The sequence below is a fragment of the Pseudomonas pseudonitroreducens genome, assembly GCF_021603645.1.
Lineage (GTDB): Bacteria > Pseudomonadota > Gammaproteobacteria > Pseudomonadales > Pseudomonadaceae > Pseudomonas > Pseudomonas pseudonitroreducens.
On the sequence record NZ_BQHJ01000005.1, the window covers coordinates 70,133 to 96,397 of the forward strand.

Consider the following 26,265-nt stretch of genomic DNA (forward strand, 5'->3'; position numbering starts at 1 on the left):
AATTCCCTCGTTGAAAGGGGCGTTCGGCGTGTGTGGACGTTTCTCTGGAAGACTTCAAGAGCCAAGGCCAAAGCGGTATGGCGTGCAAAATTTAGTAAGAGCAGACCATGTCCACGATTGGCCGGCAGGGCCGGCATCGGGCGGGTTCGCGAGCAAGCTCGCTCCTACAGGGATACTCGGAGTGCTCTTCGTAGGAGCGAGCTTGCTCGCGAACCCCACGGCATAAAGCCAAGCAAGGAGGAGAACTGCGCGGGCCTACAGCAACAGATACCCCTGCGGCTCCTTCGAACGCGGCGGGTCGGCAACGAACTTCAGCCGCTGCGGCTTCCACCACCCCGGCAACAACCGCCGCACGGCGGGCTGGTTGAATCGATCATCGAGCAGGTAAATCACCCCCGAATCCGTCGGCGTGCGGATCACCCGGCCGGCCGCCTGGACGACCTTCTGCAGGCCGGGGAACAGGTAGGTGTAGTCGTAGCCGTCGCCGAACATGCCCTGCATGCGCTGCTTGATCTCCTCGTTGACCTCGTTCACCTGCGGCAGGCCCAGCGTAGCGATGAAGGCGCCGATCAGGCGATCGCCCGGCAGGTCGATGCCTTCGCCGAAGGCGCCGCCGAGCACGGCGAAGCCGATGCCCTGCGAGTGCGGGGTGAAGCGGTCGAGGAAGGCCTGGCGCTCGATCTCGTTCATGCTGCGCGACTGCACCCAGCGCGGAATATCCGGGTGCTCGGCGGCGAAGCGCTCCAGCGCCTGCTGCAGGTAGGCGTAGCTGCTGAAGAACGCCAGGTAGTTGCCGGGGCGTGCGCGGAACTGCCGCGCCATCAGCGTGCTGATCGGCGACAGGCTGGCCTCGCGGTGCTGGTAGCGGGTGGACAGGTTGCTCAGCGCGTGGACTTCCAGTTGCTCGGCGCGGAAGGGCGATTCCACTTCGCGCCAGGTGGTGTCTTCCGGCAGGCCGAGCAGGTCGGCGTAGTAATTGGCCGGGTTCAGCGTGGCGGAGAACAGCGTGGTGCTGTGGGCCGCCTCGAAGCGCGGTTCGAGGAAGGGCGCCGGCACCACGTTGCGCAGGCACAGGGTGGAGAGCGTGCGCAGGCCGCTGCCGTCGTGGCGGGTGATGTCGAACAGCGAGTGCGGCCCGTAGGCTTCGGCCAGCCGGCAGAACAGCATGGCGTCGAGGTAGAAGCGCAGCAGTTCGGCCTCGTTGCCGGTGGGCTGGTCGGTGAGGTGGTCGGTGATGGCGCTGACGGCCTTCTGCAGCGCGGCGATGAACAGGTCGGGCACCGTCGGGTAGATCTGGTAGTCGACCTCCTGGTCGCGGTGCATCTGGTTCCAGTGCCGGCCGACGCGCTCCAGCACGCCTTTCAGCCCGGCCGGGGCGACCTTGCGCAGGGCGTTGAACTCGGACTGGTCGAGCTCGGCGCTGTACATGCCGCGGCCGCGCTCGATGAGGTTGTGCGCCTCGTCCACCAGCAGGGTGACCTTCCAGTCGTTGAGTACGGTAAGGCCGTAGAGCAGGGCGCTCATGTCGAAGTAGTAGTTGTAGTCACCCACCACCACGTCGGCCCAGCGGCACAGTTCCTGGCTCAGGTAGTAGGGGCAGACCTGGTGCTGCAGCGCCACGTCACGCAGTGCTTCCTGGGTCAGCCAGCGCTGCTTGAGCGCGGCCTCGCGGGCGGCGGGCAGACGGTCGTAGAAACCCTTGGCCAAGGGGCAGGAGTCGCCGTGGCAGGATTTGTCCGGGTGTTCGCAGGCCTTGTCGCGGGCGACGTGTTCGAGCACGCGCAAGGGCTGCGCGGCGTCCTGCTGGCGCAGGGTCGCCAGGGCGTCGAGGGCCAGGCGCCGGCCGGGGGTCTTGGCGGTGAGGAAGAACAAGCGGTCGAGCTTCTGCCCGGGGAAGGCCTTGAGCTGCGGGAACAGGGTGCCGAGGGTCTTGCCGATGCCGGTGGTGGCCTGGGCCATCAGCGTCTGGCCGTCGCGGGCGGCGCGGAATACCGATTCGGCGAGCATGCGCTGGCCCTGGCGGAAGTCCGCGTAGGGGAAGCGCAGCGCCTCCAGGCCCTGGTCGCGCTCGACGCGGTGGGCGCTTTCCTGCTCGGCCCATTTCACGAAGCGGCTGCATTGCAGCTCGAAGAAGGTGCGCAGGTCATCGGCGGCGAAGCGCTCGCGGAATAGCGTTTCCTTCTGGGTGATGACGTTGAAGTAGACGACGGCGAGATCGATGGCGTCGATCTCCAGCGTCTGGCACAGCAGCCAGCCGTACACCTTCACCTGTGCCCAGTGCAGCAGCCGGTGGTTCTGCGGGATGCGCGCGACGTCGCCGCGGTGGGTCTTGATCTCTTCCAGCAGGTTGGCTTCGGGGTCGTAGCCATCGGCGCGGCCGCTGACCACCAGCCCCGGATACTCGCCGCGCAGCGGTAGCTCGGCGATATAGCCCAGGCCCCGGCGCGAGACCACCGTGGCGTGCCCGGCCATGCCTTCCTGGGCAGTGGGCGCGGGGGTGAAGCGCAGGTCGAGGTCACCTTCCTTGGCGGTGAATTCGCACAGCGCGCGCACGGCGACGGCGTAGCTCATTGGCTTTCGTCCGCCTCGCCCTGCCAGCGCACGTAGCAGACTTCCACCGGCATGCCGTGCTCGGCGCAGAAGGCCAGCCAGCGCTTCTGATTATCCTGCAGGCGGTCGCCGGGGCCTTTCACTTCGATCATCCGGTAGCGCGCCTCGCCGGGCCAGAACTGGATCAGGTCGGGCATGCCGGCGCGGTTGGCCTTGGGGTCGGCCAGCAGGCGCGCGAACCACAGCTTCAGGTGCGCGGCCGGCAGGCAGTGCAAGGCCTGCGCCAGCAGACTCTCGTCGAGCAGCTCCCAGTGCACGAAGGGCGAGAGGATGCCGTGCTTGGCCATGTAGGTTTCACGGATCGCCGCCAGATAGGCGTCGCTGTCCAGCAGTGCCAGGCGTGCGGCGAAGGCCTCGGCGCGGCGGCTGACGAAATCGCCGCGATACAGATCGCTCGGCCCGGCCTGGAAGGGGTGGAAGAAGGCGCCGGGCAGCGGGGCGAAGATCACGTCCCAGCAGAGCAGGCCGAACAGGCTGCAGACCAGTGCGTTCTCCACGTAGTGCACCGGTGCTTCTTCCTCGTGGAGCACGGATTGCACGGCGAATTCGACGTTGACGTCGGGGCGCGGCAGTTCCAGGTCGATACGCAACGGCGGTACGGGCTTGGCCGCTTTTTCCTTCGGTAGCCCGAGTTGGCGGACCAGTCGTGTCAGCGCGCGCTCCACAAGCTGCAGCTCGCCGTCGCTTTCCGGCGCGGTCAGTGCGGCCTGGACCAGTGCATGCGCTTCATCGAAGCGCTGCAGGCGTTCCAGCACGCGGATCTGCCGCTGCCGCGAGCCACCTGCGGAGGTTTGCCGATAGAGCGCCAGGGCGGCGTCCAGCTCGCCTTCACGCTCCAGCTGATAGGCCATGCGGTACAACAGGCGGGCGTGGCGAGCTTGCAGGTAGGCGTTGTCGCTGCGGAACTCGCCCAGTTCGGCCAGCAGGTCGGCGATGGGCTCGCCAGCGTCGAAGCGGACGGCGCCGTTCCACAGGTGGATGTAGGCCTCCAGCTCGTCACGACGGCGGAAGGCGCGGGAATCGGCGGTGAAAGGGACGGTTTCGTAGCGGAAGATGCCGAGGTCGGCGAGCACGAACTCGGACCAGTCCTGCTGCAGGTTGCCGAAGAACAGCAGGCGCAGGCGGTCGCACAGTGGCGTCGCCATCAGGGTGTAGAGGCGGTCGAGATCCGGATACCAGCTTTCGAACGGCTGCACCTGCTGGTGATAGGCGTACAGGTGCTCGTAGAGCTCGGCCTTCTTCAGCGAGGCGCGTGGCAGGTCGTCGCGGAAGCGCGCGAGCAGTTCGTCCTTGAGCAGCAGCGGCAGCAGTTCGTCCAGTGTCAGCGGGTAGTCGTCGGCCAGCCAGCCCAGCTCCAGCAGCGGTGCGGCGGCTTCGGGGATATCGCCGATCTCGGCATAGCTCAGCTTGCCGGCGCGAAAGTGCGGTCCCTTGCGCATCACCAACCGCACCAGCAGCGCCCGCGAGGGCCGCGGCAGCGTGCGGAAGTCCGTGATGAAGCGGGCTTCCTCGGCGTCGAGCAGGTCGGCGTAGCGTTCGTCGATCCAGTCGAGGGCGCGGTGGAAGTTGGTCAGGTAGTAGAGGCTGGGGTCGAGCGGCGCGGACATCGGCGGGCACTGGTTTTACATACAGTGCCAAGGATGGCGCGATGGGGGCTTGGCCGCAAGGGTTCTGGCGGCCTTTCATCGGGAGATGTCGGGGTTTTCTGTAGGAGCGTCCCATGGGCGCGATCGCGGGCATGACCCGCTCCTTCAGGAGCAGCGGCATCAGCTCTGTAGGATGGGTGGAGCGAAGCGATACCCATGCGGCGGGTGCTCGGAATCGATGGGTATCGCTTCGCTCCACACCATCCTACGGTCGCTCTTTGCTCTACCGCATCGCACCGACTCAGCGGATCAACCCAGGCGGAACACCAGCGCCTTCAGGCCGCTGTCTTCCTCGATGTCGGCGAATTCCGGCGGGTTTTCCAGGCGCTCGACGAAGCGCAGCTGCGGCGCCTCGGCGGCCATGCCCTGGAGCAGGAAGTCGACGCCCACTGCCGGGTCGTTCACGCAGGCCAGCACGGTGCCGCTGCCATCCAGCAATTCCGGCAGGCGGCGCAGGATACGGGCGTAGTCCTTGTCGAGGACGAAGCTGCCTTTCTGGAAGCTCGGCGGGTCGATGATGATCAGGTCGTACGGGCCGGACTTCTTCACCTTGCCCCAGGACTTGAACAGGTCGTGGTCGAGGAAGCTGACCCGCGACAGGTCGTGGCCGTTCAGGCGGTGGTTGTCGCGGCCACGGCTGAGCGCGGCGCGGGCCATGTCGAGGTTGACCACTTTCTGCGCGCCACCGGCGATCGCCGCCACGGAGAAGCCACAGGTGTAGGCGAACAGGTTGAGCACGCGCAGGCCGGCCGAGTTGGCCTGTACCCACTGGCGGCCGTAGCGCATGTCGAGGAACAGGCCGTTGTTCTGCTTGCGGCCAAGGTCCAGCTGATAGCGCAGCCCGTGCTCGGTGATCTGCCAGCCATCGAATGCTTCGCCGTGGAGGACTTCCATCGTGCTTTCCAGGGTGTAGCGGTGCTGCAGCATCAGGCTGCGGGCAGCGGTGGCACGCCAGGTTTCGCTTTGCGCCAGTTCCAGCAGCATCGCTCGCAGCGCGGCCAATTCGTCCTCGGCCGGCTCGCGGAACAGCGACACCAGCAGCACGCCTTCCAGCCAGTCGGCAGTCACCTGCTCCAGCCCCGGCCAGCGCCGGCCGCGGCCGTGGAACAGGCGGCGGGTTTCCACGGGGGCGGGGTTGAGGGCCGCAAGCAGTTGCTCGCGCAGAGTGGCGATGGCGTCGGTGTTCATCTTTCCGGTCTTTCTGATTCAGGCGATCGGGGGCAATCGGGGCGGCGATTCTACGCGCTCAGGCGTCATGGCGCTGCACCTGCAGTTTTTCCTCCGGGCGCGGGGCGACGAAGTAGCGGTTGAGGGATTCGTAGCCGGCCGGGTCCAGTGGCGCGGCCAGCGGCGCCAGGGCGTGGCGGGCGAGCAGGCGGCTGCGGCAAGTGGCCGGGTCGACGTCGAGGAAGTGCAGGCAATGCGCCGCGCCGGCCTGTTGTGCCAGGTCGATCAGCCAGCGGCGGTCGGCCAGGGTATTGGCGGGAATATCCAGCACTACGCTGGTGCCGGCGCGCAGCAGGCCGACCACGTGTGGCCCCATCACCTTGCGCACGCGGCGGGCATAGAGCTGGTAGTCGTCGGGGTTGCTGATGCCCCAGGGAAACAACTCCGCCAGCCACTGTTCCTCGGCCAGCATCACAGTGCCTGGCGTCTCGGCCAGCTGCCGCGCCAGGCAGGACTTGCCCGACGCCGCCTTGCCACACAGCAGGTGCAATGTGCCGGTACTCATGTCGTCGCCTCCAGCAGGTCGGTGCCGTAGGAGTTGTCCACGGCGCAGCGCCAGGCGCCATCGGCCTCGCGGCGAAAGACGTAGGTGGCGCGGCGGCTCAGCTTGCCGTGGCTGGTGTCGAGCAGGGTCTGTGCGACCACCAGTGCGGTGTCGCCGGCTTCGAGGATTTCCAGGCGGCCCTGGCGCACTCGCAGCTTGTGCCCGAAATACTCGGTGATGGCGACGAAGGCCTGGCGGATCTGCTCCTTGCCACGCGCCAGCAGGCCGGGTTTGACCACCAGCAGGGCGTCGTCGGTGTAGAAGTCGATCAGCGCGTCGAAATCCTCGCGGCCGATGGCTTCGTCGGCGGCCAGGATGAGCGCTTGCAGGGGATGCTGCTCGGGGTGGGTTGCCTGGTCCATCAGTGTCTCCTCGATCGGGAGCCTCGGACGGCGGGCATTAAAAAACCCGCCGGGAGGCGGGTTTGGTTGTTCGCGGAATGCGCTAACCCACCATCGGAGCGATGGTGGTAATAATCTGCTGGAAGGTGCGGTTGGCGGCATTCATGGGGCAGAAGCTAGCAGAAAATTCCTGCGCTGCGCCAGTGCTCTTTTTTCCTCGCGCCGTGGCATGATCGCGCCGCGCCGTGGTCCAAACGCCCAGTCTTCCTCCACGCTGTAGCGGAGCCTTCCATGCCATCCTTCCTACCGACCCGCCTCCTGCGCGCGCTGACGCTGCTGGCCGGGTTGGCCGTTTGCGCGCCAGCCTCCGCGGTTGCGCCCAGTTGCCCGGCGGGGCAGCGCCAGGTCTGCCTGGACAGTTGCATGTGCCTGCCCGACCTGGGCGCCGTGCTCGGCCCGGTGTTGTCCGATACCCGCAAGATGGCCGCCCAGGCCCTGGCGGTATGGCTGCAGCAGTCCCGCGAGCAGGCGGAGCAGGGCGGCACCGAGCCGATCCCGCTGGAGATCCGTGCGCAGTTGCAGGGCTACTTTTCCGATGACGTGCTGATGGGCGCGCGCTACTCCACTGGCGCGCTGGACCAGCTCAATGCCGCCCAGGCGATGATGCAGAACCCCGACACCGAGGCCGTTACCCTGGTCGACGTGATCGTCTTCCGCCGCGAGGAAGACGCGCAGAAGGACGTCGCGCTCTGGGCTCACGAACTGTGGCACGTCAAGCAGTACCAGGAGTGGGGCGTGCAGGGCTTCGCCACACGCTATACCGAGGACTTCGACGCCGTGGAGGCGCCGGCCTACGAAATGGCGCGGCGCGTGGCGAAGGACCTGCGTGATGGCAAGCTGGCCTCGCCAGCGCCCTGAGTTCCTATCGGCTGGCGGACGCTTCCGCCGGCGGCGTGCCGCCGCCCAGCGCCTTGCACAGGGCGATCAGCGTCAGGCGCAGCTGGGTATCGCTGTCCACCACGTCGCGGCGTGATTGCAGGTAGGCGCGCTGGGCGTCCAGTTCCACCAGGAAATCGGTGAGGCCACCGGCATAGCGGGCCTTGGCCATGCCATAGGCGGCGTCGCTGCTGCGCAGCTTTTCCTGCAGGCGCTGGTTGCGCTGGCGTTCGGCACCGTAGTGGCTCAGTGCATCGTCGACTTCCTGCCAGGCCTTGAGCACGGTCTGCTGGTAGGACACGGCGGCTTCCTGCTGTTCCAGCTTGCGCAGGTTGATCTGCGAACGGCGCCGGCCATTGTCGAAGATCGGCAACGACAGGCTCGGCCCGACACTCCAGGTGCGGCTGCCCCAGTCGCTGAACTTGCCATCCTCCACCGATTCGTAACCGAAGTTCGCGCCCAGGCGAATACTCGGATAGAGGTCGGCCACGGCCACGCCGATGTTGGCGGTGGCGGCATGCAGTTGGGCTTCGGCGGCGCGGATGTCCGGGCGCCGGCGAGCCACTTCCGAGGGCAGGCCGAGGCTCAGGTCCGGGGTCTGCGGCGCGTTCTGCGCGACGGGTTTCAGGTCCTCGCGCAGGCTGCCCGGTTCGGCGCCGATGAGTACGCCGATCTGGTTGATCGCCGCGCTTTCGCTGGCCTGCAGTTGCGGCAGGCTGGAGCGCAGTTCGGCGAGTTGGCCGCGCTGGCGTTCGACGTCGAAGTCGTCCACCAGGCCGCCGTCGGCGCGCACCTGGATCAATTGCATGGACTCCTCGGTGGCGGCGATGTCCTGCTGCGCCACGGCAATTTGCTGCTGCACGCCGCGCAGCTCGAAGTAGCTGCGCGCCAGTTCCGCCGAAACGCCCAGGCGGGTTTCCTCGAACATCGCCTGCTGCGCATCGACGCTGGCATCGGCGGCCTCGACGGAGCGACGGATGCGGCCCCACAGGTCGGGTTCCCACGAAGCGTCGAAGCCAGCCTGGTAGAGCGTGAAGGGCTCGGCCAGGACCTTGGCGATCTGGTCGCTGTCACCGGTCGGTGCGATGCGCTGGATCATCAGGGCGTTGGAGCCGTTCTCGCTCAGGCGCTGGCGATTCACCGCGGCCGAAGCGTTGACGTCGACGCCGCGCTGGGCCGCCACCATCTGCCGCTGCATGCGGCTCTGGGCGAAGCGCAGCACGGCGGTCTTGAGGTCCGGGCTGGCCTTGTCGGCGCGGCGTTGCAGGTTGTTCAGTACCGGGTCGTTGAACAGGCTCCACCAGTCCGCGCCGAGGCGGGTGCTGCCTTCGGCCGGATGCAACTGGCCGCTGCCGGAGTGGGCGGCCTGCCAGCTGGCCGGCGTCTGGGTTTTCGGCGCCTCGTAGTCGGGGCCCACGGCGCAACCGGCGAGGCTGCTACCCAGCAGGGCCAGGGAGACGAAACGGAAAGTGAGGTTCATGCCTGACACCCTCTTGCAGACCTAGTCATCCGAAGTGTCCTCGAAGCGTCGCGCGACATAGCCCATCAGCAGGCCGCCGAAAATGCCGATCACGCCGCAGGCCAGGCCCATGGAGCGGTTGGTCACCATGCCGACGTTCTTCACGTGGGTGGGCAGGCCCAGCAGGCCGATGAACAACAGCATCGCCGCCGACAAGGCGATCAGGTAGATGCCGCCGGCGCGCCAGGACTGGGTGGGAATGCCTTTCCTGCGGCAGTAGCGGTGGCCCAGCCAGAACGGCAGCAGAAGCTGAGTGATGAGGAAGACGATGAAGCTGCTGGTGTCGCTCATGGCTGTCCATTTCCGAAAAAGTCCCCTGCCAGGGTATTGCATTCGCTGGCCATGCCGGGTGACCCGTTACGCAAGCCGGTGGCGGAACAGCCACGAGGCAAGCGGCAAGGTGACGGCGGCGACCACCAGCATGGGGATCAGGTTGAGCCCCACGTCGGCCAGGGTCGCGCCTTCGAGGTAGACCCGCTGGATCAGGTCGATGCCGAAGCGCAGCGGGTTGGCGTAGGTCACGATCTGCAGGAACTCGGGCATGTTGCGCACCGGTGTGGCGAGGCCGGAGAGCAGCGTCAGCGGCATGATCAGCACGAAGGTGTAGAGCATTGCCTGCTGCATGTTCAGCGACACCGCGCTGATCGACATGCCCAGCCCGACGCAGGCGATGGTGAAGACCGCCAGCCCTCCGTAGAGGTTGAACAGCGAGCCGGCCATGGGTATTCGGAACCAGAACAGCGCCATCAGCAGCACCAGCGTGGCCTGCAGCATGCCGATCAGCAGCGGCGGAATGGCCTTGCCGAGCATGATTTCCAGCGGCGTGTAGGGCGTCACCAGCAACTGGTCGAAGGTGCCCTGTTCGCGCTCGCGGGCCACCGAGAGGGCGGTGAGCATCAGCGTCTGCATCATGCTCAGGGTGGCGATCAGCGCGGGGATCAGCGGCCAGCGGGTTTCCAGGTTGGGGTTGTACCAGGAGCGGCTGACCACGCTGATCGGCGCCGAGGCCAGGCCCTGCTCGCGGTTGAACTCATCCACCACCACGGCGAGCCCGGCGGCGGCGGAGCCGGCGGTGTTGGAGTTGCGGCCGTCGAGGATGACCTGGATCGGCGCCGGGTCGCCCTGGGCGAGGCGGGTCTGGAAGTCCGACGGGATGTGGATCACCAGCAGCGCCTTCTGCTCGTCGATCACCGTCTGGATTTCCTCCACGCGGGTGAGCGTTGCCACGCGGTGGAAGATGCCGCTGCCGTCCAGGCGAGAAATCAGGCGCGTGGAGGATTCGCTGTGGCTCAGGTCGAGCACGGCGTAGGGCGCGTCGTTGAGGTCGAAGGTCACCGCGTAGCCGAACAGCACGCTCTGCATCAGCACCGGCGCCACCAGCACGATGCGGTTGGCCGGGTCCTTGAGGATCACCAGCAGTTCCTTGCGCCACAGGTTGAGGATGCGCCAGAGGAATTCCATGTCAGTCAGTCCAGCCGCTTGCGCGTCACCAGCCGCGCCAGGCCCAGCAGGGCGACGGCGTAGGCGGCGAGGATGGCGCAGTTCTTGAAGATCATCGGCCAGAAGTCGCCGGCCAGGAACAGGGATTTCACCAGTTCCATGAAGTAGGTCGCCGGCAGCAGGTTGCCGATCACGCGGATGGCGGTCGGTACGTTGCGCAGGTCGAAGATGAAGCCCGAGAGCATCATCGCTGGCAGGAAGCTGGCGAGCAGGGCGATCTGGCTGGCGAGGAACTGGTTCTTGGTCACCGCCGAGATCAGCAGGCCGATGCCCAGCGCCACCAGCATGTAGAGCATGGAGGCGATCACCAGCACGATGAAGGAGCCGTAGATCGGCACGTCGAACAGGAAGCGCGCGGCGAGCAGGCACAGCGCCAGGCCGATCATGCCGATGCCGAAGCAGGGGATGATCTTCGCCAGGAGGATTTCCACCGGCCGCACCGGCGTGACGAACAGCGCCTCCAGCGTGCCGCGTTCCCATTCGCGGGCCATCACCAGGGCGGTGAGGAAGGCGCCGACCAGGGTCATGATCAGCACGATCAGCCCCGGCACCAGGTACCAGGTGCTGGTGTTGGCGGCGTTGAACCACATGCGCTGGACGATGGTGACCGCGCCAGCCTGGCTCGCCGAACCGGCGCCACGGTCGGCCTGCTTCTCGGCGTAGCCGGCCAGTGCGCTGCTGACGTAGGTGGAGACGCTGGCGGCACGGGTGGCGTCCGAGCCCTGCACCAGCACCTGGATCTGCGCGTGGCCGTCGTTGAGGTTGCGGGTGAAATCGGAGGGGAACTGCACCACCGCGTCCACCTCGCGGGCGCGCATCAGTTTCTCGCCTTCGGCGTAGGAGCGTACGAGGTGCGGCTCCAGGTACTCGGTGCGGCTGATCCCGGCGGCCACGTCGCGGGCCACGGGGGAGGGGTCGTCGAGGACGATGGCGACGATGGCGCGCTTGACGTCCAGCGACAGGCCGTAGCCGAAGATCAGGATCAGCGCGATGGGCAGGCCGATGCCGATCAGCAGGTTGCTGCGGTCGCGCACCAGCTGCCGCACTTCCTTGCGCGTCAGCGAGGCGAGGCGCCGCCAGAAGCCGCCGGCGCTCATGCGGCGCCTGCCTTGGCGTGATGACGGTTGCTTTCCACAATTTCGATGAAGGCCTGCTCCATGTTCAGCGTGCTGCCCTTGCCGCCGGCCTGTTCCCGCACTTCCCGCGGGGTGCCCATGGCCAGCAGCTTGCCGGCGTCCTGGATGACGATGCGGTCGCAGTATTCGGCCTCTTCCATGAAGTGCGTGGTGATGATGATGGTGGTGCCGGAGGCCGCCAGCGCCGTGATGCGCTGCCAGAAGCCGCGGCGGGCGAGGGGGTCGGCGCCGCTGGTGGGCTCATCGAGGAAGAGGATCTCCGGCTCGTGGAGCAGGCCCACGGCCATCGCCAGGCGTTGCTTGAAGCCGCCGGGGAGCTGGCCGCTGGGCGAGTCTTCCTGGCCGGCGAGGTCGAACTGGCGGGACACCGCCTCCATCCGCTGCTTCAGCTGCTTGCCGCCCAGCCCGTAGGCGCCACCGAAGAAACGCAGGTTCTCCGCCACCGATAGGTTGCCGTAGAGGGAGAACTTCTGCGACACGTAGCCGACCTTGCGGCGTGCCTGGGCCCGAGCATTGCGCAGGTTGACCCCGGCCACCTGCAGCGTGCCGCTGGTGGCGGGCAACAGCCCGCAGAGCATGCGGAAGGTGGTGGTCTTGCCGGCGCCGTTGGGTCCGAGCAGGCCGAAGATTTCCCCGCGATGCACGCTGAAACTGGTGCTGGCCACGGCGGTGAAGTCGCCGAACTTGCGCACCAGGTCCTTCACTTCGATCACCGTTTCGTCGTTGTCGGCGTGGCCCTCGCCGTGGCGACGGGTGCCGGCCTTGAGCGATTCCATGTCGACCTGCTCGGCATCGCTGCGGGCGCGCAGCAGGAACATGAAGCCGTCCTCCAGGCGTGCGTCCACCTGGCGTACCGGGGCGCCATCGAGTAGCTGGTCGAGCTTGCCCTGATCCGCGTCGGGCTGGCGGATGAAGCGCACTTCGCCCGATTGCGGCACGGCATCGACGATGTTCTGGTGATCGTCCAGCAGCCGCGCCTGCAGGGTACGCGCGGGCTCGTCCTGGGGTGGCGTGGCGATGAAGCAGAGGTTGTCGGCGTGCTCGCGGATCGATGCCGGGTCGCCCTTGGCCATCAGTTGGCCCTGGTGCAGCAGGAAGACTTCGGCGCAGCGCTCGGCCTCGTCCATGTACGAGGTGGAGACCAGTACGCTGAGCTGCTCCTGCTCGATCAGCTGCTGGATGATCTCCCACAGTTCGCGGCGCGACAGCGGGTCGACGCCGACGGTGGGTTCGTCGAGCAGCAGCAGGTCCGGCGAGCGCACCAGCGTGCAGGCCAGCCCGAGCTTCTGCTTCATGCCGCCGGAGAGCTTGCCCGCCGGACGGTCGGTGAAGCGCGCCAGGTCGGTCATCTCCAGCAGGCGCTGGTAGCGCTCCTGGCGTTCCTTGTGCGGCACGCCGTGGAGGTCCGCGTAGAGGTCGAGGTTCTCCTGCACGCTGAGGTCTTCATAGAGGCCGAAGCGCTGCGGCATGTAGCTGATGCGGTCCTGGACCTGCTGCGGGTGGGCGTGGACGTCCAGGTCGAGCACGGTCAGCGTGCCGGCGTCGGCCTGCAGCAGCCCGGCAACCAGGCGCAGGAAGGTGGTCTTGCCGGCGCCGTCCGGGCCGACCAGCGCGGTGAGCTGGCCGCGCGGAATGTCCAGCGAGATGTCCTTGAGTGCCTGCACGGTCTTGCCTGACTCTTTCACCAGGAAGTGCTTGGCCAGGCCCTCGGCGCGGATGACCGGGCCTCCGTGGTGGGTTCCCTGAGTCGAGGCCATCAACGCGGCTCGTCGGCGAAGCGCACCGTGGCCGGCATGCCCAGGCGCAGGCGGTTGTCCGGGTCGGCGACCAGCACGCGCACTTCGTACACGAGGCTGGTACGCAGCTCTTCGGTCTGTACCGATTTCGGGGTGAACTCGGCCACCGAGGAGATGAAGCCGACATGGCCGTCGATGGCCTGGTCCGGGTGGCTGTCGGTGAACACCTGCGCCTTCATGCCCGGCTTGATGCGGCCCAGGTTGGTTTCGCTGACGTAGGCGCGAATCCATTTTGGGTCGGTCAGCGCCAGTGAATACACCGGGCGCTGCGGCGAGGCCATGTCGCCGGGTTCCAGCAGGCGCGAGCGCACGGTGGCGTTCTGCGGCGCCTTGAGGTCGGCCTCGTCGAGGTTATGCTGCAGCAGCGCCACATCGGCGCGGGCGGCGGCGAGCTGGGCCTCGGCCTGGGCGATGTCTTCCGCGCGCGGGCCGATCTGCGCCAGACGCAGGGATTTCTGGCGGTCTTCCAGCTCGGCCTGGGCAACTTTCTGCTGCGAGGTGGCGCTGTCGATGTCCTGCTGGCTGACGGCGCGGCCGCCGGGGCTGTTGGCGCGAATGCTCTGCAGGCGGCGCAGCTGGGTGGTGGCGAGGTCGAGCTGGGCGCGGGCGGCCTTGTCCTGCGCCTTGGCGCGGTCGATATCCTCGGGGCGCGAGCCGTTCTTCAGGCGCAGCAGGTTCTGCTCCTGGGCGGCGATCTGCGCCTGGGCCTTGTCGATCTGCAGGCGCAGGGTGCGCGTGTCGAGGCTGGCCAGCACATCGCCGGCTTTCACCGCATCGCCTTCCTCGACGTTCATCCTGGCGATGCGCTCGCTGCCGGTGAAGGCCAGCGACACCTGGCGGATGTCCACGTTGCCGTAGAGCACCAGGCGTTTGTCATCACTCTCGCGCGAGTGCAGGTACCACCACACTCCGCCCCCCAGCAGCAGCGCCACCAGCGCTACCAGCACCAGCTTCTTAGGCATGCAGGCCTTCCCTGTTTCGTGACAGCCCGGTGAAGGATAGACAGTTCCACGCGAAGCATGAGGACCTGTATCAATGGCGAAACGCTCTAGCCCGCAGGGTCGGCCGTTTCGATGACCGTTCGGCAGCTGCAGGGAGCGAAGGTTTCAACTGAATGCTGCGCTGTCTCGACCGTCTCGGCGGGCCTTGCGGAGGAGCAAATCACCCCGCGGATCAACGAGCGTCTCGCTCCGTGACAGGGCGAGCCAGGGGTGAATCTGCTCGCGAACGCTTTTGGAGTGGGACGATTCCCGAGCAAGCGCGCTCCTGCAAAAGTGGCGCTTCGTCAGCTCCCGATCCCGCGGCCGGATTGCCTGATAGCGTGGAGTGACACCCCCTCATGGAGATACCGCCATGGGCACCGAGACTTCCTTGCTGGCCGATCACCCTCACTCCTGGCGCCTGCGCGCCCTGCGGATGCAGTGGTTTGGCCTGGTGTTGCTGTTCCTGGCCGCAGCCCTTGCGGCGTTGACCGACTTTCTGCAGCAGGGCGGCGGTGTGGCGACCATCGTCGCATTCGCCGTGGCGGGCTTGCTGGCGCTGGTGGTGGCACGGGTGATCCTGCTGAGGCCCAGGCCAGCGTAGGAGCGGACTCCGTCCGCGATTGGCCTCCGTCAACGCCGCTGTCCGCGCGGGCTCACCGTCGCGGAATCGACTGCACCTGCGGCTGCATCTGCTGCTGCGGAATCCGCTGGTAGCCCATCTGTCCGTCGTCCATGGGCGGCGGTGGCGGGGCGTCGGGGTGGCCGTTGTTGCCGCCGCAGGACGAGCCGCCGAGCAGCACGGCCAGCGCGCCGACCAGCAGCAGGAGGGTGGACTTGCGCATGTCGATGCTCCCCGGTGAAGCCTGGTTTCAGTGAACGCGAAATCGCGGCCGGAGGATGGCTGGCCTGACGAATGGAGGCCCCTGCAACACTACGGCCGGGAGGGCCTGGCGATTGCTCGAAACTCCGCCGCACGGGGCTGCGCGCGCTCGTGCAGATCGCCAGCGCTCAGCCATACTCATCCGGACCACCTGGGCGTTGGGCCCGGGATCAAGGAGTATGGGATGCTCGACTACGTTGCCCTGGGGATACTCATATTTGCCGCCGTGGTGCTGTTCTACGGCATCATCATGCTGCATGACATTCCCTACGAGATCGCGGTGCATCGCGATCATCCCCACCAGGACGCGATCCACGCGGCCGGTTGGGTCAGCTTGTTCACCCTGCATGCGCTCTGGCCGTTCCTCTGGATCTGGGCCATGTTGTACCGCAAGGACCGCGGCTGGGGCTTTCACCATGGCAGGACGCCGCAGGCCGAGGCGGAGTATCTCGAGGGGCAGCTGGCCGAACTGCGCCAGCGCCTGGAGGTGCTGGAAGGGCGCACGGCTGCCGCCGCTGCCGAGCCTCCGCCAGCGCCTGCACCATCGCAACCGGGCGGGGAGGGCTGACGCATGGACCTGTTGCTGATCCTCACCTACACCGCCATCTGCATCGCCATCTTCAAGATATTCCGCATCCCACTGAACAAATGGACCGTGCCCACCGCCGTACTCGGCGGCGTGGTGCTGATCGGCGCGCTGATCTTCACCATGAACTACAACCACCCGTACTCCGAGGTGGCGCGTTCCTACTTCGTCTCTACCCCGGTAATCCCGGTGGTGACTGGCCAGGTGATCGAAGTGCCGGTGAAGGGCAACCAGATGATCGAGAAGGGCACGGTGCTGTTCCGCATCGATCCCAAACCGTTCCAGCTGAAGCTGGACTCGATCAAGGCGCAACTGGTGTCGGCGCGTGCCGACCAGTCCCGCGCCCGCGAGCTGGCGCTGCGCAACGTCGGCAACAAGCGCGATGTCGACCTGACCACCGCGCGTGTCGATGACCTGAATGCCCAACTGGCGCTCGCCCAGTTCAACCTCGACAACACCGTGGTGCGTGCGCCATCCCGAGGCTTCGTCACCCATGTGTCGCTGCGTCCGGGGATGATGGCGACACGCCTGCCGTTGCGCCCGTCGATGGTCTTCGTGCCGGACGAGGGGCAGTATTTCGCCGCCTGGATGCGGCAGAACAGCCAACTGCGCCTGACCGCCGGGGACGAGGCGGAAGTCGCCTTCGACGGGATTCCCGGCAAGGTCTTCAGCGGCAAGGTGAAACAGGCGATCGGGGTGATCGGCGAGGGCCAGATTCAGCCCTCGGGCACTTTGCTCAGCTATACCGGATCACCGCCGGCGGGGCGTGTGCCGGTGATCATCGAGATTACCGATCCGGACTATGCCCAGTACGCCAACCTGATGCCCGGTGGTGCTTACGGCCAGGCGGCGATCTACAGCGAGCATTTCCACCATGTGGCGATCATGCGCAAGATTCTCCTGCGCATGGCGGCCTGGATGAACTACATCTTCCCGTTCCACTGATCCGCCCCCGCGCTGCGGCCGCCCGGCCGCAGCCGTTCCTTCCGCAGTCACCGCAAAATTGTAGGAGCGAGCTTGCTCGCGAACCGCTTGATGCCTGGAGCTGCCGGGCAGACATGGTTCGCGAGCAAGCTCGCTCCTACAGGCACGCTTCAGCCTTGCGCTGGCGTGCCTGTCATGAAATGAAAAGCCCCTGTCGCACCATGTGAAGCTGCCCGCCCGGCCCCTGCCTATTGTCCGCTCAAAGGGCGCTTGCCCGCTCCAAACCAAAGCGCCCACAACAACAAGACAACTGGAGATTCCGGCCATGGCCAAAGCCGTTCGTTTCTATGAAACAGGGGGACCCGAAGTCCTGCGTTACGAGGACGTGGAGGTCGGCGAGCCCGGCCTGGGGCAAGTGCGCATCCGCCATGTGGCGGTGGGCCTGAATTACGCCGACACCTACTTCCGCAATGGCACCTACGCCGTTCCGCTGCCCAGCGGCATGGGCGTGGAAGCCGCCGGCGTGGTGGTGGCGGTGGGCGAGGGCGTGACCAACGTCGTGCCCGGCGACCGCGTGACCTACACCGGCTTCATCAACACCCTTGGCGCCTACAGCACCGAGCGCCTGGTGCCGGCGGCGCCGCTGATCCGTCTGCCGGAGAACATCGCCTTCGAAACGGCCGCCGCCATGACCATGCGCGGCCTGACCTCGGCCTACCTGCTGCGCCGCATCCATGACTTCAAGCCCGGCCAGAGCATCCTGCTGCACGCGGCTGCCGGTGGTGTCGGGCTGATCGTCGCGCAGTGGGCCAAGCTGCTCGGCCTGCGGGTGATCGGTACCGTTTCCAGCGAGGCCAAGGCCGAAGTGGCCTTCGCCCACGGCTGCGAGCAGGTCATCAACTACAGCCACGAGGGGGTCGCCGAGCGCGTGCGCGAACTCACCGACGGGCGTGGCGTGGACGTGGTCTTCGACAGCGTCGGCAAGGACACCTTCATGACTTCCCTGGAGTCGCTCAAGCGCCGCGGCCTGATGGTCTGCGTCGGTACCGCGTCGGGCCCGATCCCGCCGTTCGATCCGGTGCTGCTGGCGATGAAGGGCTCGATCTTCCTCACTCGCCCGGCCCTGGCGGACTACATCGCCGATCCGGCGGAAAAGATGGCGTTGCTGGACGAGCTGTTCACCCACGTGGGCAATGGCGACATTCGCATCGAGATCAACCAGCACTACGCGCTGGAAGATGCCGTGCAAGCCCACCGCGACCTCGAGTCGCGCAAGACCACCGGCTCGTCGATCTTCGTCATCTGAGGGCGCCGCCATGCACGTAGAACGTCTGACCTGCAGCATCGGCGCCGAAATCTCTGGAGTGAACCTGGGCGAGGCATCGCGCGACGAAGGCCTGTTCGCCGAGCTGCGCGAGCTGCTGCTCAAGCACAAGGTGCTGTTCCTGCGCGACCAGGACATCAGCCGCGCCGAGCACGTTGCCTTCGCCCGTTGCTTCGGCGAGCTGGAAGACCACCCGGTGGCCGGCAGCGACCCGGAGCATCCGGGCCTGGTGCGCATCTACAAGACTCCGGACCTGCCCAACGACCGCTACGAGAACGCCTGGCACACAGACGCCACTTGGCGCGAGGCGCCGCCGCTGGGCTGCGTCCTGCGCTGCGTGGAGTGCCCGCCGGTAGGCGGCGACACCATGTGGGCGAACATGGCGCTGGCCTACGACATGCTCCCGGCGGAGATCAAGGAGCGCATCGCCAAGCTGCGCGCCCGCCACAGCATCGAGGCCAGCTTCGGCGCCGCCATGCCGATCGAGAAACGCCTGGCGCTCAAGGCGATGTATCCGGATGCCGAGCACCCGGTGGTGCGCACCCACCCCGAAACCGGCGAGAAGGTGTTGTTCGTCAATGCCTTCACCACCCACTTCAGCAATTACCACGCGCCGCAGAACGTGCGCTTCGGCCAGGACGCCAACCCCGGCGCGTCCGACCTGCTGCGCTACCTGGTGAGCCAGGTGTACATCCCCGAATTCCAGGTGCGCTGGCGCTGGAAGAAGAACGACGTGGCGATCTGGGACAACCGCTGTACCCAGCACTACGCAGTGATGGACTACCCGCCCTGCGTGCGCCGCATGGAGCGCGCCGGAATCATCGGCGACAAGCCGTTCTGAGCCCTCGTTGAAACCGACTTCGACAAGAACAATTCCAGGAGACAGACATGCAATTCTTCGACGATTCGCTGCACCCCGAGAACCAGGAAAAGGTGGTCATCACCACCGCTCCCTATGGCCCGGAATGGATGCCCGAGGACTTCCCCGAAGACATCCCGGTGACCATGGACGAGCAGGTGCAGAAGGCCGTGGACTGCTACGAAGCCGGCGCCACCGTGCTCCACCTGCACGTGCGTGAGCTGGACGGCAAGGGCTCCAAGCGCCTGTCCAAGTTCAACGAGCTGATCGCCGGCGTGCGCGAAGCGGTGCCGGACATGATCATCCAGGTCGGCGGCTCGATCTCCTTCGCCCCGGAAAGCGACGGCGAGGCGGCCAAGTGGCTGTCCGACGACACCCGCCACATGCTCGCCGAGCTGACCCCCAAGCCCGACCAGGTGACGGTGGCGATCAACACCACCCAGATGAACATCATGGAGCTGCTCTATCCGGAGTACCTCAAGGGCACTTCCCTGGAGAACCCGCTGTACCAGGCGGCCTACAGCGAGATGACCGTACCGGCCGGCCCGGCCTGGGTCGAGGAGCACCTCAAGCGCCTGCAGGCGTCGGGCATCCAGCCGCACTTCCAGCTCACCGGCATGCATGCCCTGGAAACCCTCGAGCGCCTGGTGCGCAAGGGCGTCTACAAGGGCCCGCTGAACCTGACCTGGATCGGCATTGGCGGCGGTTTCGACGGCCCCAACCCGTTCAACTTCATGAACTTCGTGCACCGCGCACCGGACGGCGCCACCGTCACCGCCGAGTCGCTGCTGAAGAACGTGCTGCCGTTCAACATGATGGCGATGGCCATGGGGCTGCACCCCCGTTGCGGCATCGAGGACACCATCATCGGCCAGCACGGCCAGCGCATGACTTCGGTGGAGCAGATCCAGCAGTGCGTCCGCGTTGCCCATGAACTGGGCCGCGAGGTCGCCAGCGGCAAGGAAGCGCGCGCCATCTACAAGATCGGCGTGCAGTACGACAGCATCGAGGAAACCCTGCGCATGAACGGCATGGCGCCCAACCGCCAGCCGGGCCAGAAGTCCGTCCCGCAACGCGCGTGACAGGCTCCAGTGCGGGTTCTGCCAGTAACCCGCACTGGCTTTATCCAAGAACAACAAGAATCCACTGACTCCCCCGGAGAGCTAGCACCATGGCCATCCACTCCGTCGCCCTGGGCGACATCCCTGCCACCGCGCCCAGCGTGCCGCGCCGCTATGCCTGGGTGGTGTTCGCCCTGACCTTCGGCCTGCTGATCTCCGATTACATGTCGCGCCAGGTGCTCAACGCCGTGTTCCCGCTGCTCAAGGTCGAATGGGCCCTGAGCGACGCGCAGCTCGGCCTGCTCAGCGGCATCGTCGCGGTGATGGTCGGCCTGCTGACCTTCCCCCTGTCGCTGCTCGCCGACCGCTGGGGGCGGGTGCGCAGCCTGGCGCTGATGGCCATGCTGTGGAGTCTCGCCACCCTGGGCTGCGCCGTGGCGCAAACCTTCCCGCAGATGTTCGCCGCGCGCTTCTTCGTCGGCGTCGGCGAGGCCGCCTACGGTAGCGTTGGTATCGCCGTGGTCATCTCGGTCTTCCCGGCGCACCTGCGTGCCACCCTGACTGGCGCCTTCATGGCCGGCGGCATGTTCGGCTCGGTGCTCGGCATGGGCCTGGGCGGTGTGCTTGCCGCGCACCTGGGCTGGCGCTGGGCATTCGCCGGCATGGCGCTGTTCGGCCTGCTGCTGGCGTTGCTCTATCCGCTGGTGGTCAGCGAAAAACGCATTGCCCCGGTGGCCGCCGCCGAGGCGCCACGCCAGGTCGGCGGGCGCTCGCTGCGCAGCCTGTTCGGCAGCCGCTCGGTGATCGCCGCCTACCTGGGCAGTGGCCTGCAACTGTTCGTTGCCGCCGCGGTGATGGTGTGGATTCCCAGCTACCTGAATCGCTACTACCACCTCGATACCGGCAAGGCCGGGATGATCTCGGCGGTGATCGTGCTGGTCGGCGGGACCGGCATGGTGCTCTGCGGCATCCTCTGCGACCGCCTGGGCCGCGCCAACCCGCCGCGCAAGATCATCCTCGCCATCGGTTTCTGCCTGGTCAGCTGCGTGCTGCTGTCCATCGCCTTCCACCTGCCGCCGGGCACTGCGCAGTTGAGCCTGATCTGCCTGGGCATGCTGGTCGCTGCCGGCACCTCCGGGCCGTCCGGCGCGATGGTCGCCAACCTCACCGCGCCGGCGGTGCACGGCACGGCCTTCGCCACGCTGACCCTGGCCAACAACCTGCTGGGCCTGGCGCCCGGGCCATTGCTCACCGGCGTGCTGGCCGATCATCTCGGCCTGGACCGTGCCTTCCAGCTGGTGCCGTTGCTGAGCATTCTCGCCGCGCTGGTGTTCCTCTACGCGCGCCGTCACTACCACCGTGATATGCGCCGCCTGCGCGGCGAAGAGGAGGGCGCCTGATGCCGACACTCAACCTGGACATGACCTTCGACTTCATCTGCCCCTGGTGCCTGATCGGCAAGCGCAACCTCGACGTCGCGCTGCGCCTGCTGGCCCGCCAGCGTCCCGAGCTGCGGGTGCGGGTGAACTGGCTCGGCCTGCAATTGCTGCCGCAGTTGCCGATGGAGGGCGAGCCCTTCGCCGAGTTCTACCAGCGCCGCCTGGGCGGTAAGCGTGCGGTGAAGGCGCGCATGGGTGAAGTGCGGCGAGCGGCAGAGGGCGCCAAGGTCGACCTCGATCTCGAACGTATCCTCAGCATGCCCAACACCACCTATGCGCATCGGGTATTCCAGCGCGCGGCGCACGTCGGCAGCGACAACCAGAAGGAACAGCTGCTGGAGATGATCTTCCGCGCGCACTTCCAGCTGGGCCAGGACATCGGCAATCGCGACACCCTGTGCCGCCTGCTGCGCGCCTGCGATTTCAACCTGGCCGATTTCGATGAAGCCCTGGCCGACGGTGCGCGCCAGTTCATCGGTCGGCGCGTGGCCCTGGCCGATTCCAGCGTGCCGATGTTCCTCCTCGAAGGCCGTGCCTTCGCCCTCGGCGGGCAGAGCCCCGAGCAGTTGCTGGCAGCGCTCTATCGCGCGCTGGAGCGGCAGTTTGCCGAGGCTATTCCGGCATGAGCGGTGTGGTCCGTGTTCCCGCCGAGCGCTTGCCGGCGCGCGGCGGCAGAAGCCTGTTCCTCCATGAGAAAGGCGCCTTCCTGCTGTTCGATATCGATGGTGAGCTGCACGCCATCGATGACAGCTGCCCCCATGCCGGCGCCTCGCTGTTCAGCGGGCGTCTGGAGGGCCGCTGGTTGCAGTGCCCGGCCCACGGCCTGCGTTTCGACCTGGCCACGGGCTGCCCGGCTGGCATCAGGGGTTTCGGCCTGCGCCGGCATGGCATCTCCTGGATTGCCGGCGAGTGCCATGTAGTGATCAGCGATGAAAAGGTGCCGGCATGACTGCGCTGACGATTTCCGCGCTCGGCACGCGCAGCCGCACGCTGCTGCCGGGCCTGCTGGTCAGCGCCATGGTCGCGGCGGCCGCGACCTTCCTCTCCGAGCACTACGGCGCACCGGTGATGCTCTTTGCGCTGCTGCTTGGCCTGGCGCTGAACTTCCTCGCCGCCGATAGCGTGTGCAAGGCCGGTATCGAATTCACCGCCCGCGAAATCCTGCGCCTGGGCGTAGCGCTGCTGGGCATCCGCATCACCTTCGGGCAGATCGCCGAACTGGGCTGGCAGCCGGTGGTCATGGTGGTGGTGCTGGTCACGGTGACCATCCTGGTGTCGATTGCGGCGGCGCGCGCCATGGGCTTCAACTTCCTCTTCGGCCTGCTCACCGGTGGCGCCACCGCCATCTGCGGCGCCTCGGCGGCCCTGGCCCTGGCGGCGGCGCTGCCGGCGCACACGCAGAAGGAAAAGGCCACGCTGTTCACCGTGCTCGGGGTATCGGCGTTGTCGACCCTGGCGATGATTCTCTACCCGATGATCGTCCGCTCCCTGGGGCTGCCGCCGTTGCAGGCGGGCATCTTCCTCGGCGGTACCATCCATGACGTGGCCCAGGTGGTTGGTGCCGGCTACAGCATTTCGAAGGAAGTCGGTGACAGCGCCACGGTGGTCAAGCTGATGCGCGTGGCGATGCTGCTGCCGGTGATTCTTTGCGCAGCGATGATCACCCGCGCCCGCGGCGTGGAGCCGGGCGACAAACGCCCACCGCTGTTGCCGTGGTTTGCCGTGGGCTTCGTGCTGCTGGCGGCAGTGAACAGCACCGGTTGGTTGCCGTCGATGCTGGTTGAGGCGGGTGGGAAGCTGTCGCAGTGGTGCCTGGTAATTTCCATCGCGGCGCTGGGCATGAAGACTCAGCTCAAGGCGCTGGCAACGGTGGGGGTGAAGCCGATCCTGCTGATGGTGGGGGAGACGGTGTTCCTGGCGGTACTGGTGCTGGGGATGTTGAAGGTCGCGGGGTGATCCCGCTGCGTCGGTCGTAAGCCGTAGGGCGCATAACGCGCAAGCGTTATCCGCCGACGTGGTATCGGCGGATAACCCGTTCCGGGTTATGCGCCCTACGCAAAGAATCCTGTTTTGGCTTTGGCTTTTGATGGCTTCCAGAGAAACCTCCGCGCACGCCGAGTGCCCCTTTCAGGAGGCCGAAGGTGATCGGAGTTTCAGGGGTTGAGCGACATGGATGTCGCGGGAGCGGCGATGGGCCAGGGATGGCCCTTCGCCGCGGGCCCCTGGAACTCCGAAGAACCGAGGGTACTTTTCGCGAAGCGAAAAGCCGGATGTCAGGGGCGAGACTTTTTGGTTCCTTTTGTGGCGGTTGACAAAAGGGACTCGCCCGAGGGGGCGAAACAAGACGTTCGCGCGTACGCCGAAGCGGCGCGGAAACACTCAACCCCAAGCAAAAGCACTGCGGACAAGGTCCGCTCCTGGGGGAGCCAATTTGTAGGCGCACGCCATGCCCGCGATGTTTTGAGTTGGTGTTTAGCGCCGCATTTGCGTGTTCGGATGTATTGGGTTTCGCCCCCTCGGGCGAGTCACTTCTTTCAAACGCCAAAGAAGTAACCAAGAAGGCTCGCCCCGGACATCCGGTTTTTCGCTTAGGCGAAAAATTCCCTCGTTGAATCGAAGTTTCAGGGGCCCGCCGCGAAGGGCCATCCCTGGCCCATCGCGGCTCTCGCGGCATCCATGCCGCTCAACCCCTGAAACTCCGCTTCAACGAGGCCTCCTGAACGGGGCGTTTGGAGTGCGCTGATGTTTATCTGGAAGCCTTGCTAAGCCAGAGCCAGAGCCAGAGCCAGAGCCAGAGCCAGAGCCAGAGCCAGAGCCAGAGCCAGAGCCAGAGCCAAGGCGTGCTCTTCGTAGGAGCGAGCTTGCTCGCGAACCGCACGGCACCGCCCCATCAGGAATCAATCACTCCCCCTCCCGCCCCAGATGTTCCTTGCGCCACGCCGCCGGCGACATCCCGTACTGCACGGCGAACCAGCGGGTGAAGGAGCTGGGCATCGAATACCCCAGCAAATCCGCAATGCGTCCCAGCGAATAGCGCGGGTTCTCCATGTAGCGCAGCACCAGCTCGCGGCGGACCTCGTTGATCAGGTCGGAAAAGGTCACCCCGTTGTCTTCCAGCCGCCGCTGCAGCGTGCGCACGTTCAGCCCCAGCGACTGGGCGATCTGCTCGATGGTCGCGCGGCCCATGGGCAACAGCAGGTAGATCGACTTGCGCACCTCGTTCAGCGTGCTGCCGTCGGTGGCGCCGGGCAGGGAGTCGACGAAGCTGCGCGCGTGCCGGGCCATGGCCGGGTCGGCCATGGGGTTGGCGGCGTCCAGGTCGGCGGCGGGGATGACGATGCCGTTGAACTCGCTGCCGAACTCGATCTTGCAGCCGAACAGCCGGCGGTGCACCTGCAGGTCCGCCGGGGCGTCGTGGCTGAAGTTGACGCTGATCGGCCGCCAGTGCGGGCCGAGCAGGGCGGCGCAGAGGCGGTAGAGGGTGCCCAGGGCCAACTCCAGGCCCTGGCGCATCGGCATTGGCGGTACGGTGAGCAGCTCTTCGCGCAGGATCGCCATCTTGCCTTCCTGGTCGACGTACAGCGCCAGGGATTCGTTGAGCAGGTGGCGGTAGCGAATGATCGTATCCATCGCCTCGCGCAGCGTCGCCTGGTGCGACAGCAGCAGGCTGATCACGCCGAAATCGGCGAGCTGGCGCGATTCGGCCATGCGCAGGCCGAACGTCTCGCAGCCGCTGATGCGTGCCGACTCTTCCAGCAGGGTCACCGCCGCGGCAACGGGAATGCGTTGCTCCGGATGCTCGAGCATGGATTGGGAAAGGCCCACCGCACTCAGTTGCTGCTGAGGGTTGAGGCCCAGGTGCCGGGCCACTTCCAGGTAGTTGGTGAGGGCCGCAATGCGAACCATTGGGGTCATGCGTGAATCGCCTTTTTGTTCTTGTGGTTGCACCGTATCGACAGGGCTCGTGGGCGCCTGGCGACCGGAATGCACGCTGGCTGGGTCGATGACGTCAGATTCTAGCGACAGCTGTAACCAAGCGTGTACGAAGTTTCGCAGTTCGACCAGTGCCTGCGGCGCTCTGGAATGCACCGTACGTCCCGTAACGCAGGGACCTGGCGGAGTGGCGGGATGCCAGGCGGGGCATTGCCTGTCACCAAATGCGAAGTGCCTGACGCTCAATGCAAAGCACCGTCACCGGGGCATCTCTACTGTCTGTCCAACAAGTTCGAAATCCAGGCAAAGGTGATTCGGTGAACAACAACAAGACCTCCACCACCGTCCTCATGGTGCCCGGCCTGCGCGACCACGTGGCCGAGCACTGGCAGACCCTGCTCGAGCAGCGCCTGCCCAATGCTCGCAGCGTGCCGCCACTGAGCGAGAACAAGCTCGACCTGAACGCCCGCGTCGAAGCCATTCAGCGCGAGCTGGAGAGCATCGACGGCGAGGTGATCCTGGTCGCCCACAGCGCTGGCGTACTGATGGTCGCGCACTGGGCGGCGCGCTACCGCCGGCCGATCAAGGGCGCGCTGCTGGCCACCCCGCCGGATCTGGACGGCGACTGGCCGGCGCATTACCCCAAGCCGACGGTTCTTGCCGAGATGGGGTGGGCGCCGCTGCCGCTGGAGCCGCTGCCGTTCCCGACCCTGGTGGCCTGCAGCGACAACGACCCGCTGGCCAGCCCGGCGGCGGTCCAGCAGATGGCCCGCCACTGGCGCGCCAGCCTGGTGGAGCTGGGCCGCGTCGGCCACCTCAACCCGGCTTCGGGATTCGGTGACTGGCCAGAGGCCGAGGCGCTGATCCAGATGCTCGACCACTGACTCACCCAGGCAACCGATCCAACCAGCAACTGATTCAAGAGCAACCCGGTTCCGGCGTTCGCGCCGGGGCAGGACCTCGTGCGCCCCGGCGCAGGACTCTTCAATCGCCAATAAAGGGCCGCGGGACGGGCCCGGAA

General features: G+C 66.6%; 25 protein-coding genes. 12 read left to right on the plus strand and 13 right to left on the minus strand.

What is annotated here, in order from left to right; translation table 11 throughout:
- Positions 1-255 precede the first annotated feature (255 nt).
- From L6D89_RS13465 to L6D89_RS13485, 5 genes are all read right to left on the minus strand, one after another.
- Positions 256-2,571, minus strand: a complete 2,316-nt coding sequence (locus tag L6D89_RS13465) for an ATP-dependent DNA helicase (protein WP_236200055.1) — start codon at positions 2,569-2,571, stop codon at positions 256-258.
- The gene (locus tag L6D89_RS13470) at positions 2,568-4,217 is read right to left on the minus strand and encodes a VRR-NUC domain-containing protein (protein WP_236200056.1); all 1,650 of its coding nucleotides are present in this window, start codon (positions 4,215-4,217) and stop codon (positions 2,568-2,570) included. The genes L6D89_RS13465 and L6D89_RS13470 overlap by 4 nt, the downstream gene beginning before the upstream one ends.
- Positions 4,218-4,505: 288 nt before the next feature.
- Positions 4,506-5,444 carry a class I SAM-dependent methyltransferase gene (locus L6D89_RS13475; RefSeq protein WP_236200057.1) on the minus strand — a complete coding sequence of 313 codons (939 nt, stop codon included), beginning with the start codon at positions 5,442-5,444 and terminating at the stop codon, positions 4,506-4,508.
- 58 nt (positions 5,445-5,502) lie between these two features.
- Complete coding sequence (locus L6D89_RS13480) at positions 5,503-5,988, minus strand: P-loop nucleotide/nucleoside kinase family protein (RefSeq protein WP_236200058.1); 486 nt, start codon at positions 5,986-5,988, stop codon at positions 5,503-5,505.
- The gene (locus tag L6D89_RS13485) at positions 5,985-6,389 is read right to left on the minus strand and encodes a YybH family protein (RefSeq protein WP_236200059.1); all 405 of its coding nucleotides are present in this window, start codon (positions 6,387-6,389) and stop codon (positions 5,985-5,987) included. The genes L6D89_RS13480 and L6D89_RS13485 overlap by 4 nt, the downstream gene beginning before the upstream one ends.
- A 270-nt stretch (positions 6,390-6,659) precedes the next feature.
- On the opposite strand from L6D89_RS13485, the gene L6D89_RS13490 reads away from it, so the two are divergent.
- Positions 6,660-7,286 (plus strand): eCIS core domain-containing protein, encoded by a 627-nt coding sequence (locus L6D89_RS13490; protein ID WP_236200060.1) that lies wholly within the window; start codon positions 6,660-6,662, stop codon positions 7,284-7,286.
- 4 nt (positions 7,287-7,290) lie between these two features.
- Here L6D89_RS13490 and L6D89_RS13495 read toward each other — a convergent pair whose 3' ends face one another.
- From L6D89_RS13495 to L6D89_RS13520, 6 genes are all read right to left on the minus strand, one after another.
- Complete coding sequence (locus tag L6D89_RS13495) at positions 7,291-8,784, minus strand: efflux transporter outer membrane subunit (protein ID WP_236200061.1); 1,494 nt, start codon at positions 8,782-8,784, stop codon at positions 7,291-7,293.
- Positions 8,785-8,805: 21 nt separating this feature from the next.
- Positions 8,806-9,114 (minus strand): hypothetical protein, encoded by a 309-nt coding sequence (locus L6D89_RS13500; RefSeq protein WP_236200062.1) that lies wholly within the window; start codon positions 9,112-9,114, stop codon positions 8,806-8,808.
- Between the two features lie 66 nt (positions 9,115-9,180).
- Positions 9,181-10,284 carry an ABC transporter permease gene (locus tag L6D89_RS13505; protein ID WP_236173589.1) on the minus strand — a complete coding sequence of 368 codons (1,104 nt, stop codon included), beginning with the start codon at positions 10,282-10,284 and terminating at the stop codon, positions 9,181-9,183.
- 5 nt (positions 10,285-10,289) lie between these two features.
- Positions 10,290-11,420: an ABC transporter permease gene (locus L6D89_RS13510; RefSeq protein ID WP_236200063.1), complete on the minus strand. Its 1,131-nt coding sequence runs from the start codon at positions 11,418-11,420 to the stop codon at positions 10,290-10,292.
- Entirely contained in the window at positions 11,417-13,216 is a 1,800-nt protein-coding gene (locus tag L6D89_RS13515; RefSeq protein WP_236200064.1) for an ATP-binding cassette domain-containing protein, read from the minus strand. Before L6D89_RS13515 ends, L6D89_RS13510 begins: the two co-directional genes overlap by 4 nt.
- The gene (locus tag L6D89_RS13520; protein ID WP_236200065.1) at positions 13,216-14,217 is read right to left on the minus strand and encodes an HlyD family secretion protein; all 1,002 of its coding nucleotides are present in this window, start codon (positions 14,215-14,217) and stop codon (positions 13,216-13,218) included. Before L6D89_RS13520 ends, L6D89_RS13515 begins: the two co-directional genes overlap by 1 nt.
- Positions 14,218-14,608: 391 nt before the next feature.
- Here L6D89_RS13520 and L6D89_RS13525 point away from each other — a divergent pair, with 391 nt between their 5' ends.
- Entirely contained in the window at positions 14,609-14,839 is a 231-nt protein-coding gene (locus L6D89_RS13525; RefSeq protein WP_236200066.1) for a hypothetical protein, read from the plus strand.
- 52 nt (positions 14,840-14,891) lie between these two features.
- Here the strand turns inward: L6D89_RS13525 and L6D89_RS13530 are convergent, their stop codons facing one another.
- Positions 14,892-15,080 (minus strand): hypothetical protein, encoded by a 189-nt coding sequence (locus L6D89_RS13530; RefSeq protein WP_236200067.1) that lies wholly within the window; start codon positions 15,078-15,080, stop codon positions 14,892-14,894.
- A 222-nt stretch (positions 15,081-15,302) separates the two neighbouring features.
- Between L6D89_RS13530 and L6D89_RS13535 the strand changes: the two genes are divergently transcribed.
- The 9 genes from L6D89_RS13535 to L6D89_RS13575 all read left to right on the plus strand — a co-directional run bounded on the left by L6D89_RS13535 (position 15,303) and on the right by L6D89_RS13575 (position 23,267).
- Positions 15,303-15,686 carry a DUF3302 domain-containing protein gene (locus L6D89_RS13535; protein WP_236200068.1) on the plus strand — a complete coding sequence of 128 codons (384 nt, stop codon included), beginning with the start codon at positions 15,303-15,305 and terminating at the stop codon, positions 15,684-15,686.
- A gap of 3 nt (positions 15,687-15,689) precedes the next feature.
- Positions 15,690-16,649 (plus strand): HlyD family secretion protein, encoded by a 960-nt coding sequence (locus tag L6D89_RS13540; RefSeq protein WP_236173582.1) that lies wholly within the window; start codon positions 15,690-15,692, stop codon positions 16,647-16,649.
- Between the two features lie 304 nt (positions 16,650-16,953).
- Positions 16,954-17,934, plus strand: coding sequence for a quinone oxidoreductase family protein (locus tag L6D89_RS13545; RefSeq protein WP_236200069.1), 981 nt, complete (start codon positions 16,954-16,956; stop codon positions 17,932-17,934).
- Between the two features lie 10 nt (positions 17,935-17,944).
- Positions 17,945-18,793, plus strand: coding sequence for a TauD/TfdA dioxygenase family protein (locus L6D89_RS13550; protein ID WP_236200070.1), 849 nt, complete (start codon positions 17,945-17,947; stop codon positions 18,791-18,793).
- 47 nt (positions 18,794-18,840) lie between these two features.
- Positions 18,841-19,893 (plus strand): beta-keto acid cleavage family enzyme, encoded by a 1,053-nt coding sequence (locus L6D89_RS13555; RefSeq protein WP_236173579.1) that lies wholly within the window; start codon positions 18,841-18,843, stop codon positions 19,891-19,893.
- An 89-nt stretch (positions 19,894-19,982) separates the two neighbouring features.
- A complete protein-coding gene (locus L6D89_RS13560) occupies positions 19,983-21,272 on the plus strand; it encodes an MFS transporter (protein ID WP_236173578.1) in 1,290 nt (429 codons plus the stop codon).
- Complete coding sequence (locus L6D89_RS13565) at positions 21,272-21,937, plus strand: DsbA family protein (RefSeq protein ID WP_236200071.1); 666 nt, start codon at positions 21,272-21,274, stop codon at positions 21,935-21,937. The genes L6D89_RS13560 and L6D89_RS13565 overlap by 1 nt, the downstream gene beginning before the upstream one ends.
- Positions 21,934-22,260: a Rieske (2Fe-2S) protein gene (locus L6D89_RS13570; protein WP_236200072.1), complete on the plus strand. Its 327-nt coding sequence runs from the start codon at positions 21,934-21,936 to the stop codon at positions 22,258-22,260. Before L6D89_RS13565 ends, L6D89_RS13570 begins: the two co-directional genes overlap by 4 nt.
- Complete coding sequence (locus tag L6D89_RS13575; protein ID WP_236200073.1) at positions 22,257-23,267, plus strand: YeiH family protein; 1,011 nt, start codon at positions 22,257-22,259, stop codon at positions 23,265-23,267. Before L6D89_RS13570 ends, L6D89_RS13575 begins: the two co-directional genes overlap by 4 nt.
- A 945-nt stretch (positions 23,268-24,212) precedes the next feature.
- On the opposite strand, the gene L6D89_RS13580 is transcribed toward L6D89_RS13575, so the two are convergent.
- Positions 24,213-25,217, minus strand: coding sequence for an AraC family transcriptional regulator (locus tag L6D89_RS13580; protein WP_236173616.1), 1,005 nt, complete (start codon positions 25,215-25,217; stop codon positions 24,213-24,215).
- A gap of 377 nt (positions 25,218-25,594) precedes the next feature.
- Here L6D89_RS13580 and L6D89_RS13585 point away from each other — a divergent pair, with 377 nt between their 5' ends.
- Positions 25,595-26,128: an RBBP9/YdeN family alpha/beta hydrolase gene (locus L6D89_RS13585; RefSeq protein ID WP_373874955.1), complete on the plus strand. Its 534-nt coding sequence runs from the start codon at positions 25,595-25,597 to the stop codon at positions 26,126-26,128.
- Positions 26,129-26,265 lie beyond the last annotated feature (137 nt).

What these genes read in the sequence shown, in the direction of transcription:
- L6D89_RS13465 (WP_236200055.1), bottom strand. Translation starts at nt 2,571, where the DNA reads ATGAGCTACGCCGTCGCCGTGCGCGCGCTGTGCGAATTCACCGCCAAG.
- L6D89_RS13470 (WP_236200056.1), bottom strand. Translation starts at nt 4,217, where the DNA reads ATGTCCGCGCCGCTCGACCCCAGCCTCTACTACCTGACCAACTTCCAC.
- L6D89_RS13475 (WP_236200057.1), bottom strand. Translation starts at nt 5,444, where the DNA reads ATGAACACCGACGCCATCGCCACTCTGCGCGAGCAACTGCTTGCGGCC.
- L6D89_RS13480 (WP_236200058.1), bottom strand. Translation starts at nt 5,988, where the DNA reads ATGAGTACCGGCACATTGCACCTGCTGTGTGGCAAGGCGGCGTCGGGC.
- L6D89_RS13485 (WP_236200059.1), bottom strand. Translation starts at nt 6,389, where the DNA reads ATGGACCAGGCAACCCACCCCGAGCAGCATCCCCTGCAAGCGCTCATC.
- L6D89_RS13490 (WP_236200060.1), top strand. Translation starts at nt 6,660, where the DNA reads ATGCCATCCTTCCTACCGACCCGCCTCCTGCGCGCGCTGACGCTGCTG.
- L6D89_RS13495 (WP_236200061.1), bottom strand. Translation starts at nt 8,784, where the DNA reads ATGAACCTCACTTTCCGTTTCGTCTCCCTGGCCCTGCTGGGTAGCAGC.
- L6D89_RS13500 (WP_236200062.1), bottom strand. Translation starts at nt 9,114, where the DNA reads ATGAGCGACACCAGCAGCTTCATCGTCTTCCTCATCACTCAGCTTCTG.
- L6D89_RS13505 (WP_236173589.1), bottom strand. Translation starts at nt 10,284, where the DNA reads ATGGAATTCCTCTGGCGCATCCTCAACCTGTGGCGCAAGGAACTGCTG.
- L6D89_RS13510 (WP_236200063.1), bottom strand. Translation starts at nt 11,420, where the DNA reads ATGAGCGCCGGCGGCTTCTGGCGGCGCCTCGCCTCGCTGACGCGCAAG.
- L6D89_RS13515 (WP_236200064.1), bottom strand. Translation starts at nt 13,216, where the DNA reads ATGGCCTCGACTCAGGGAACCCACCACGGAGGCCCGGTCATCCGCGCC.
- L6D89_RS13520 (WP_236200065.1), bottom strand. Translation starts at nt 14,217, where the DNA reads ATGCCTAAGAAGCTGGTGCTGGTAGCGCTGGTGGCGCTGCTGCTGGGG.
- L6D89_RS13525 (WP_236200066.1), top strand. Translation starts at nt 14,609, where the DNA reads ATGGGCACCGAGACTTCCTTGCTGGCCGATCACCCTCACTCCTGGCGC.
- L6D89_RS13530 (WP_236200067.1), bottom strand. Translation starts at nt 15,080, where the DNA reads ATGCGCAAGTCCACCCTCCTGCTGCTGGTCGGCGCGCTGGCCGTGCTG.
- L6D89_RS13535 (WP_236200068.1), top strand. Translation starts at nt 15,303, where the DNA reads ATGCTCGACTACGTTGCCCTGGGGATACTCATATTTGCCGCCGTGGTG.
- L6D89_RS13540 (WP_236173582.1), top strand. Translation starts at nt 15,690, where the DNA reads ATGGACCTGTTGCTGATCCTCACCTACACCGCCATCTGCATCGCCATC.
- L6D89_RS13545 (WP_236200069.1), top strand. Translation starts at nt 16,954, where the DNA reads ATGGCCAAAGCCGTTCGTTTCTATGAAACAGGGGGACCCGAAGTCCTG.
- L6D89_RS13550 (WP_236200070.1), top strand. Translation starts at nt 17,945, where the DNA reads ATGCACGTAGAACGTCTGACCTGCAGCATCGGCGCCGAAATCTCTGGA.
- L6D89_RS13555 (WP_236173579.1), top strand. Translation starts at nt 18,841, where the DNA reads ATGCAATTCTTCGACGATTCGCTGCACCCCGAGAACCAGGAAAAGGTG.
- L6D89_RS13560 (WP_236173578.1), top strand. Translation starts at nt 19,983, where the DNA reads ATGGCCATCCACTCCGTCGCCCTGGGCGACATCCCTGCCACCGCGCCC.
- L6D89_RS13565 (WP_236200071.1), top strand. Translation starts at nt 21,272, where the DNA reads ATGCCGACACTCAACCTGGACATGACCTTCGACTTCATCTGCCCCTGG.
- L6D89_RS13570 (WP_236200072.1), top strand. Translation starts at nt 21,934, where the DNA reads ATGAGCGGTGTGGTCCGTGTTCCCGCCGAGCGCTTGCCGGCGCGCGGC.
- L6D89_RS13575 (WP_236200073.1), top strand. Translation starts at nt 22,257, where the DNA reads ATGACTGCGCTGACGATTTCCGCGCTCGGCACGCGCAGCCGCACGCTG.
- L6D89_RS13580 (WP_236173616.1), bottom strand. Translation starts at nt 25,217, where the DNA reads ATGGTTCGCATTGCGGCCCTCACCAACTACCTGGAAGTGGCCCGGCAC.
- L6D89_RS13585 (WP_373874955.1), top strand. Translation starts at nt 25,595, where the DNA reads ATGGTGCCCGGCCTGCGCGACCACGTGGCCGAGCACTGGCAGACCCTG.